Genomic DNA, 8,897 nt, shown 5'->3' with positions numbered 1-8,897 from the left:
AAGTAACCATGAAAAAATTGGCAATTGCATCGGCACTTTTATCTGCATTGGCAGTGACAGGTACTGCACATGCTTATCAAGCTGAAGTAGGCGGCTCATATACTTATTCTGATTGGGATGATTTCGATGCAACACATAGCTTTGGTGTAGATGGAAAATACTATTTCAACCCAGTGCAAACCCGTAATGCACCTCTTGCTGAAGCAGCGTTTGTAAACCGCGCAAGTAATGTTAGTGCAAAAGTGAATTACGCAGACAATAACGGTATAAAAGACTCACAATATGGCGTAGGTGTAGAATATTTTGTCCCGAATAGTGACTTTTACTTAAGCGGTAATTTGGGTCGTAATGAGTTAGAAGTAGACAATACATCTATCGATCAAAAAGTTACAACTTATGCTGCTGAAGTAGGTTACTTACCTGCACCAGGTTTATTACTTGCTTTAGGTGTAAAAGGGTATGACGAAAAAGATGGTAAAGACGGTGCAGACCCAACCGTTCGCGCAAAATACGTCACCCAAGTTGGTGGAAATGACATTAACTTAGAAGCATATGGTGCTTTCGGTGATTTAGACGAATACCGAGTAAAAGGTGATTACTACCTAGATAAAACACTCAGTGTAGGTGCAGATTACTACAATAACGATCTTACGAACCGTGATGAATGGGGTATTTCTGCGAAGAAATTCCTAAATCAGCAAGTAAGCTTAGAAGGTCGTGTCGGTTTTGGCGATGATTACAACACTTATGGTGTTCGTGCTGCATACCGTTTCTAATTGTTAAATCCTAACTTTTAGATTCAAAAAAACCGCTCTGAAATCAATTTTCAGGGCGGTTTTTATATAATGAATACTTATAAATAAAAAAATAAGCATCCTGATTCATATTGAATTCAATATCTGATTATTTAAACAGAAACAGCTAAATATTTTGATCATTCATTTAATAATTGACGACTCTCAAATTTTGACTACACTACAACTCGCAACAAATTATTACGATGCATTATTTTAATAAAGGGGAGTTATTGAATGAAAAAATTAAGCTTAATTACAGCACTTTTAAGTTCTTGTGTTGCTTTAAATGCGAATGCATATCAAACCGAAGCGACTGGTGCTTATGAATACGTCGACATGGACGGCGGTAAAACCAATAGCGCAGCAATCAGCGGTAAATATTACTTTAATCCTGTGCAAACCCGTAATGCGCCTCTTGCAGAAGCAGCTTTCCTTGACAAAGCATCGAACATCGGCGGTGGATATGCGTATAGCAAACTTCAAGATGATGAAGATTTTGGTGATTTGCAATTTAATATTATCGGTGTAGAAGGCGAAATTTTTATTCCTGATACTCAGTTTTATGTTTCTGGTGCATTACACCGCACGAATATTAAAGCCACCATTAATGGACTTGGTTCAGAGTCAGATAATGGCAATGGTTACGAGTTTGAAGCAGGTTTCCTTCCAGTAAATGGTTTATTACTTGCTGTAGGTGTGGCTGATTTTTCAGAAAGTATCAACCCTGTAAAAGTCGCAAAATATGGTTTTGTTACTAATGTCAGTAATGCTGCCGTTGTTTCTGGTGATAACGACGATACAGCCGTTTCACTTCGCGCAAAATATGTTTCTGAAGTCGCAGGCTTCTATACAAATTTTGAAGGTGTAACTTACATCGGTGATGAAACATCTTATCGTTTAGCTGCTGATCTGTATTTAGATCAAACACTAAGTGTTGGTGTTTCTTTTGCAGACTCTACAGCTGACGACTCGGATAGTATTTTCAACATTCGTGCACAAAAATTCTTTAACCCTCAATTTGCTTTAGGTGTGGGATACACGACAACTGATGGTGCTGACTCTTATGGCATCAACGGTACATTCCGCTTTTAATTGAGTTTCTATAAAACAAAAAATCCGCTCAACAGAGCGGATTTTTTATTGCTTTAAATAGGCGACCTGCAATTGTAAACTGGTATTCCCATTAAAAACATTACGTTCTAAGGTGTACACCAAATCGACATAACCCAACATTGGATTAAATTCATAACGATCGATGGCATTAAAAGCAATCGCATCAATCGCATGTTGCCCTACAGCAAGTTTTAATTTTAAGTGCTGATCTTTGAGCCAACGATAATCAATCACTTTAAACCGACCCTCGAACTGAGGTAGAGGAAATTTTTGCCCCCAAGGGCCAAGTTGCTCTATCCAATCTAAAGTTCCTAAATGCAAAGCGGAGTCATCTAACTCACCATCCGTCCATAAAGTTGCTTGAAATAAATCAGAATCCATTTCCGCAATCATTTGAGTAAACACGGTTTTAAATTCTTCAAAATGTTCTTTTTTTAGTGTTAAACCCGCTGCTGCTGCATGTCCACCAAAATGACTGACCAAATGCGGATACTGTTCAGCAACCTGCTCAATCATATCTCGGATATGAATCCCTTCGATTGAACGAGCAGAACCTTTGATATGTATCCCATCTTCATCGGGCGCAAACACTAAGCTTGGTCGATGAAACTGCTCTTTTAAGCGGCCTGCAACGATACCGATCACCCCTTGATGCCATTGTTCCTCAAACATTACCAAAGCAGGAGGAATATGTTCGGTTGTTAATTGTATTTGTTGCAAAGCCGTGAGTGCCTGTTGCTTCATTTCATTTTCAACTTGTCGACGTTCAACATTCAGTTGATTGAGCTGCTGAGCAATCGGATAAGCAGTTGCCATGTCTTCAGCGAGTAGACATTCAATCCCAATACGCATACTTTCCATACGACCTGCCGCATTAATCCGCGGACCAAGCACAAAACCTAAATCCTGCGCACGTAGATGAGCTGCATCTCGACCAGCAATATCGAGTAACGCTAAAATTCCAGCACGACACTGATACTGTTGGATGCGTTTAACACCCGCATCAATCAAAATGCGATTGTTATAATCTAAAGTTGCAACATCAGCATAAGTACCCAAAGCAACTAGATCTAAATATTGAGTGACTTTACTGCTCGTTTTATTGTGCTGACTGCGAAAACTTGCCAGTTTTGCTAAGACATAGAATGCGACTCCAACCCCTGCCAATGCCTTACTCGAAAACTCGCAATCCAATTGGTTTGGATTCACCACAGCTTCAGCAAATGGTGTTGGCTTAGTCGTTAAATGGTGATCCGTAATAATCACTTGCATCCCAAGTGACTGCGCCGTTTCAACACCCGCATGACTTGATATCCCATTATCGACAGTAATCAATAAATCAGGTTGATAGGTTGCGTGTGCCAATTCAGCAATTTTGGGAGTTAACCCATAGCCATATTTAAAACGGTCAGGTACCAGATAGTCGACCAATGCACCCATTTCTTTTAAGACTAATACCATCAGCGCGGTACTGGTTGCACCATCTGCATCGTAATCACCTACAATGATGATTTTTTTTTGCTGATCAATCGCTTGATCAATCAGTTCAACTGCTCGATCTAAATCTTTCAAATGCGGAGCGAGTAGGTGTTTCAGCTTTAATTCAAGCTCTTGTTCAGACTGAACACCTCGTCTTGCTAAAATCTCTGCGATAAACAGAGGCACGCCCTGAAACTGTTCAGGGCGTGTGAGTAATGGTCTCTTTTGAATAAGTATCTGTGTCATTTATGGCATCAAACGTTGAATCGTCCAGAGATCATTCTGTTTTTCATAACTCAAACGATCATGCAAGCGGTTTGGTCGCCCCTGCCAGAATTCATAATAATCTGCTTCGAGACGATAACCTCCCCAAAATTCAGGTTTAGCTAACTCACCTTGATCACCAATGCTCTGCTGAAGTTGCTGGAAACGTTGCTGCAATTCTTCACGACTCGAAATCGCACCACTTTGTGGAGTACTAATGTGCGCTGCAATTTGGCTATCACGAGGGCGCTTATGATAATAATCTATAGATTCTTGTTCAGAAATCTTAATCACCTTACCACTGATGCGCACCTGACGTTCTAAGCTAGGCCAATAAAATAACAACTCAGCAAAAGGATTTTCAGCAAGATCTAAACCTTTTTGGCTGTCATAATTGGTATAAAAATCATAACCCGCCTCAGTCGCACCACGTAACAAGACGGTTCGAACATGCGGACGACCTTGTGCATTTGCTGTCGCAAGTGACATGGTATAGGGTTCATGCAGATTTGCATCAAGCGCATGATTAAACCAGTTTAAAAATTGCACATGTGGATCATTGCTGATTTGCGCTTCGTGTAATTCGCCTTGTTCGTAACTTAAACGTAGCTCGCTGAGATCCTTAATGACATCACTCATTATTTATCTCCTTAAGCAACTTGCGCCTGTGCACGTACTGCATCAGCTAAATGATTTGCCAGACTCACAACCTCTTCTTGTTGATCGCCTTCAACCATCACACGAATCACAGGCTCAGTACCTGACTTACGAATTAAAATACGTCCACGACCTTTGAGCTGCTGCTCTGCTTTATCAAATTCAGCCACTAAAGCTGGAATAGAATACGGGTCGATCATTTGCTGTAAACGAACATTAACCAGCACTTGAGGGAATAAAACAAAACCTTCCACTAACTCATGTAAGGCTTTACCCTGCTCAACCATAACCGTCAGCACTTGTAATGCAGCAATAATCGCATCACCTGTTGTGCTTTTATCCAAGGTGAGAATATGCCCTGATGGCTCACCGCCCGTTACCCAAGCGTTTTCTTCAAGTGCTTGTAACACATAACGGTCACCTACTTTGGCACGGACAAAACCAACGTCTGCTTTTTGCAATGCCAGTTCAAGCGCCATATTACTCATGACTGTACCCACGACACCTTTTGGCTTGTGGTTAGCTTGCGTCGCTAAAATATACAAGATATGGTCACCATCAATCAGATCACCATTTTTATCCACCATCACTACGCGATCAGCATCACCATCAAAAGCAATACCAAGATCAGCTTGATGTTCTACAACCGCTTTCTGTAATTGTTCAGGATGGGTTGAACCACAGTTTTCATTAATATTTAAACCATCTGGTTCATTGAATAATGAAATTACCTTCGCACCCAACTCACGGAATACAGAAGGTCCTACGCTATAGGCTGCACCATTGGCACAATCCACGACAATTTTTAAATTATGTAAATTGAAGTGGTATGGGAAAGTAGATTTACAGAATTCGATATAACGACCATTGGCATCTGTTACACGTACGCTTTTACCAAGGTTTGCCGTGTCATCAATGACAAGATCTTTTTCTAATTCTTGGTTAATTTCATCCTGTAAGGTATCAGGAAGTTTTTTACCTTCACTTGAGAAGAACTTAATCCCATTATCAAAGTAAGGGTTGTGCGACGCAGAAATCACAATCCCTGCATGGGCATGTAGTGCACGAGTTAAGTGAGCAATCGCTGGTGTTGGTAATGGACCTAATAAATGAACATAAACACCCGCAGCGTTTAGACCTGCTTGTAGTGCAGCTTCTAAAATATATCCCGATAAACGTGTATCCTTACCTAATACCACGATTGGCTTATTTTTCGGGCTATTTCTTTTTAATACTTTTCCTGCGGCAAAGCCAAGTTTCAATGCAAACTCAGGGGTAATTGGCATTTGTCCAAATTTTCCACGAATGCCATCAGTGCCAAAATAACTCATCTTCTACTCACTTTCTTATCGTTTATATGGTCTATCACCATATATTTCTCATCACGCTCACTTTACACCAAAAACAACAAAACCGTCAGTAAACTGACGGTTTTTCTATCGGTAAAATTACCAAAAATCAACCAACACGATAGTTTGGCGCTTCTTTAGTAATCGTTACGTCATGTACGTGTGATTCAGACATACCTGCTGAAGTAATTTTCACGAATTTCGCATTTTGACGAAGGTCTTCAATGGTCGATGAACCTGTATAACCCATAGAAGAACGTAGACCGCCCATCATTTGATGGATGATATTGCCCATTGGGCCTTTATATGGAACACGTCCTTCAATGCCTTCAGGTACTAATTTTTCAGCGCCTGCCTTTGAGTCTTGGAAATAACGGTCAGCTGAACCAGTCGCACCTGCCATCGCACCCAAAGAACCCATACCACGATACGCTTTGTAATAACGACCTTGGAAGAACTCAACTTCACCCGGCGCTTCTTCAGTACCAGCAAGTAGTGAACCCACCATGATCGTGCTCGCACCCGCACCAATTGCTTTTGCCATATCGCCAGAGAAGCGGATACCACCATCAGCAATCAAAGGAATTTGGTCTTTCAATGCATTTGCAACACTGTCAATCGCAGAAATTTGTTGCATACCAATACCTGCCACAATACGTGTTGTACAAATCGAACCAGGACCGATACCCACTTTAACGGCATCTGCACCAGCATCAAGCAATGCCAATGCCGCATCGCCTGTCGCAATATTTCCACCAATCACTTGAACTTGTGGGTAGTTTGCTTTTACCCAACGAACGCGTTCAATTACACCAGCTGAATGACCATGTGCAGTATCTACAACAATCGCATCAACACCAGCATCAACCAATGCTTCTACACGACTTGGTGTCTCAGCACCTGTACCCACAGCAGCACCTACACGTAAACGACCAAGGTCATCTTTACAGCTGTTTGGATAGCTTTCGGCTTTACGGAAGTCAGTCACCGTAATCAAGCCTTTGAGTTCATTGTGCTCACCAACAACTAAGACTTTTTCAATACGATGTTTTTGCAATAATGCTTGAATATTTTCTTTAGATTCGCCTTCACGTACAGTAACTAAGCGATCTTGACCTGTCATGATGTTGCTCACAGGCTGTTCTAGGTTCGTTTCAAAACGTGTATCACGTCCTGTTACGATACCGACAACTTTGCCATCTTTAACAACAGGCACACCGCTGATGTTGTTGGCACTTGTGATTGCAATCAATTCACGAACAGTTGTTTCTGGTGTCACAGTGATAGGATCTTTCACCATCCCCGCTTCAAATTTTTTCACACGACGAACTTCAGCAGCTTGTGCTGAGATGTCCATGTTTTTGTGCAAAATACCAATACCACCATTCTGCGCCATCGCAATTGCCATACGAGACTCAGTCACCGTATCCATTGCAGCAGAAACGAGAGGAATATTAAGTTGAATTCCGCGAGTTAAACGTGTCTTTAAGGAGACATCTTTTGGGAGAACAGTAGAGTAGGCAGGAAGTAATAAGACATCATCGAAGGTCAAGGCTTCTTGAACGATGGTCAGCATAACAATCTCACTGGTAATTTCCGTGAGCTATTATAAACAAATTTCGATGTGATTTTCATTTTCTATGAAGAAAATAATTTGAGAAAAAGCATTTCTTCATCAGAATAAATGCTTTTTACATTGAGTTTATCAAAACAGAATTAACAGACTTGATCAAAATTATCATTATTTTCAGAATCTTGTGATTCCACACAAATGAGTGGAATCATATTATGTTTCATTCGTGCTTTATTACATTGTTCATCTGCAATTTGTACTTCTTTACAACTCGAGCTACGCACTTCATAAATAGAACAACTTACATTGACACCAACTTCGCCTTGTAAGGCCACACATCTTGGTGGCGATTGATTGGTTCCTTTCATGCAAGAATAAATCGCTGTAAGAGGTTCAACCATTTCTTCAGGCATGCTTTCAGCTTCAGCCCAATAGAATGAGACACGGAAATTTGCGCAGCATGCACCACAACTAATGCATGCATCTGGCGTAGCAATTTGAGACAACATTTTTATTAAAATTCTCGCGACCAAATCAAATTTTTTATAGCGCGAATCCTAAGAAAATTCACTACCGAAAACAATATATATTTATCTGTTTTCGATAGATTTATTCGTTCAAATTTTAAGGATTAATCAAGCTTTAATTTATTTCCGTTGGAATGCTGAAAACATACTCATTCATAAGGTCTACGCCACATTCTAGATTTTCAATCCAATCCAAAAATTGATTAATCATCTCTTTACCGACAAATGCCGTGCCATGTTGAGGAACGATCATATCCAAATCCATTTGACGAACCATATTGACCCATAAACGAATCACTTTATTTGAGCACATATAGCGTTGATGGAAGCCTTTCATTTTTTTGATGTGGGCTTCAAAATCAGTGATAGGTAGACTGGCATCTTCAACAATCGACGCCCCCATATCACCAGAAAATAAAATTTTTGCCGTTGGATCATAAAATTGGAAGTTGCCAACCGAATGTAAAAAGTGCGCAGGTACGGCAACAATAGAAGATTCACCCAGTGGAATCACTTGTCCTGTATCAGGCAATTCAATCAGACGCTCCTCCCAATTGCCCTTCATACGATCACTCATAAAAGCTGAATTCAGATGTGGTAAAAATCGTGCCCATAATTTTGAAGCGACAACTTTTGCGTCGGTATAAACCAACCAACGCGGCATCGAGGTAATAATGTCAGGATCTTGATGCGAAGCCATCACATAATCTAAATTTTTAAGCTTCGTATATCGATTCAATTCCATCGTCAAAGGAACATACGTTAAGTCCCCACCTGGATCTAAAACAGCAGCACGATCATGATCAATAATTAAAAATTGATTGGCTTGAATCCCCTCGCCCTTTACCAAACTGGTAAAACTAATGCATTTATGAGTACCATTATCAAATAATATTTGTGATGTAGTCCGATCAAAGCTCATAGCAACCCCAGAAAAATTCTTTAAATATGAAATATTTTTAATTCCATAATAAAATAATGGGATTTAGTCGCTGTTTCAATCAGATATTGGACTTTTATCGTAATTTATCTATGTAAATTTTACTGATTTATAACTTGAGTATCTTTATTCACATCAATTAAAATAATAACCATTCTCATTAATATCACCTCGATCTGAGATACCTCTCAGTTTTGG

At 40.1% G+C, this 8,897-nt stretch carries 8 protein-coding genes; 2 read left to right on the top strand and 6 right to left on the bottom strand.

Annotated elements, in window-relative coordinates; all coding sequences use genetic code 11:
* Positions 1-8: 8 nt before the first annotated feature.
* Entirely contained in the window at positions 9-776 is a 768-nt protein-coding gene (locus B4237_RS02620) for a putative porin (RefSeq protein ID WP_004878034.1), read from the top strand.
* Positions 777-1,031: 255 nt separating this feature from the next.
* Complete coding sequence (locus B4237_RS02615; RefSeq protein ID WP_004878036.1) at positions 1,032-1,889, top strand: putative porin; 858 nt, start codon at positions 1,032-1,034, stop codon at positions 1,887-1,889.
* A 45-nt stretch (positions 1,890-1,934) separates the two neighbouring features.
* Here B4237_RS02615 and recJ read toward each other — a convergent pair whose 3' ends face one another.
* The 6 genes from recJ to B4237_RS02585 all read right to left on the bottom strand — a co-directional run bounded on the left by recJ (position 1,935) and on the right by B4237_RS02585 (position 8,681).
* Positions 1,935-3,635 (bottom strand): single-stranded-DNA-specific exonuclease RecJ, encoded by a 1,701-nt coding sequence (gene recJ, locus B4237_RS02610; RefSeq protein WP_278595759.1) that lies wholly within the window; start codon positions 3,633-3,635, stop codon positions 1,935-1,937.
* Positions 3,636-4,292: a pyridoxamine 5'-phosphate oxidase gene (gene pdxH / locus B4237_RS02605; RefSeq protein WP_061397222.1), complete on the bottom strand. Its 657-nt coding sequence runs from the start codon at positions 4,290-4,292 to the stop codon at positions 3,636-3,638. It lies immediately after the preceding gene.
* 11 nt (positions 4,293-4,303) lie between these two features.
* Positions 4,304-5,641 carry a phosphoglucosamine mutase gene (gene glmM, locus B4237_RS02600; protein WP_004878041.1) on the bottom strand — a complete coding sequence of 446 codons (1,338 nt, stop codon included), beginning with the start codon at positions 5,639-5,641 and terminating at the stop codon, positions 4,304-4,306.
* A gap of 127 nt (positions 5,642-5,768) precedes the next feature.
* Positions 5,769-7,235: an IMP dehydrogenase gene (gene guaB / locus B4237_RS02595; protein ID WP_286941236.1), complete on the bottom strand. Its 1,467-nt coding sequence runs from the start codon at positions 7,233-7,235 to the stop codon at positions 5,769-5,771.
* A 140-nt stretch (positions 7,236-7,375) separates the two neighbouring features.
* Positions 7,376-7,741: a YkgJ family cysteine cluster protein gene (locus B4237_RS02590; RefSeq protein ID WP_278595761.1), complete on the bottom strand. Its 366-nt coding sequence runs from the start codon at positions 7,739-7,741 to the stop codon at positions 7,376-7,378.
* A gap of 133 nt (positions 7,742-7,874) precedes the next feature.
* Positions 7,875-8,681, bottom strand: a complete 807-nt coding sequence (locus B4237_RS02585; RefSeq protein ID WP_007481361.1) for an MBL fold metallo-hydrolase — start codon at positions 8,679-8,681, stop codon at positions 7,875-7,877.
* Positions 8,682-8,897 lie beyond the last annotated feature (216 nt).

The sequence above is a fragment of the Acinetobacter sp. UBA6526 genome (genome assembly GCF_002434875.1).
Taxonomy (GTDB): Bacteria; Pseudomonadota; Gammaproteobacteria; order Pseudomonadales; family Moraxellaceae; genus Acinetobacter; species Acinetobacter venetianus.
This window is presented reverse-complemented; position numbering and strand designations above follow the sequence as displayed.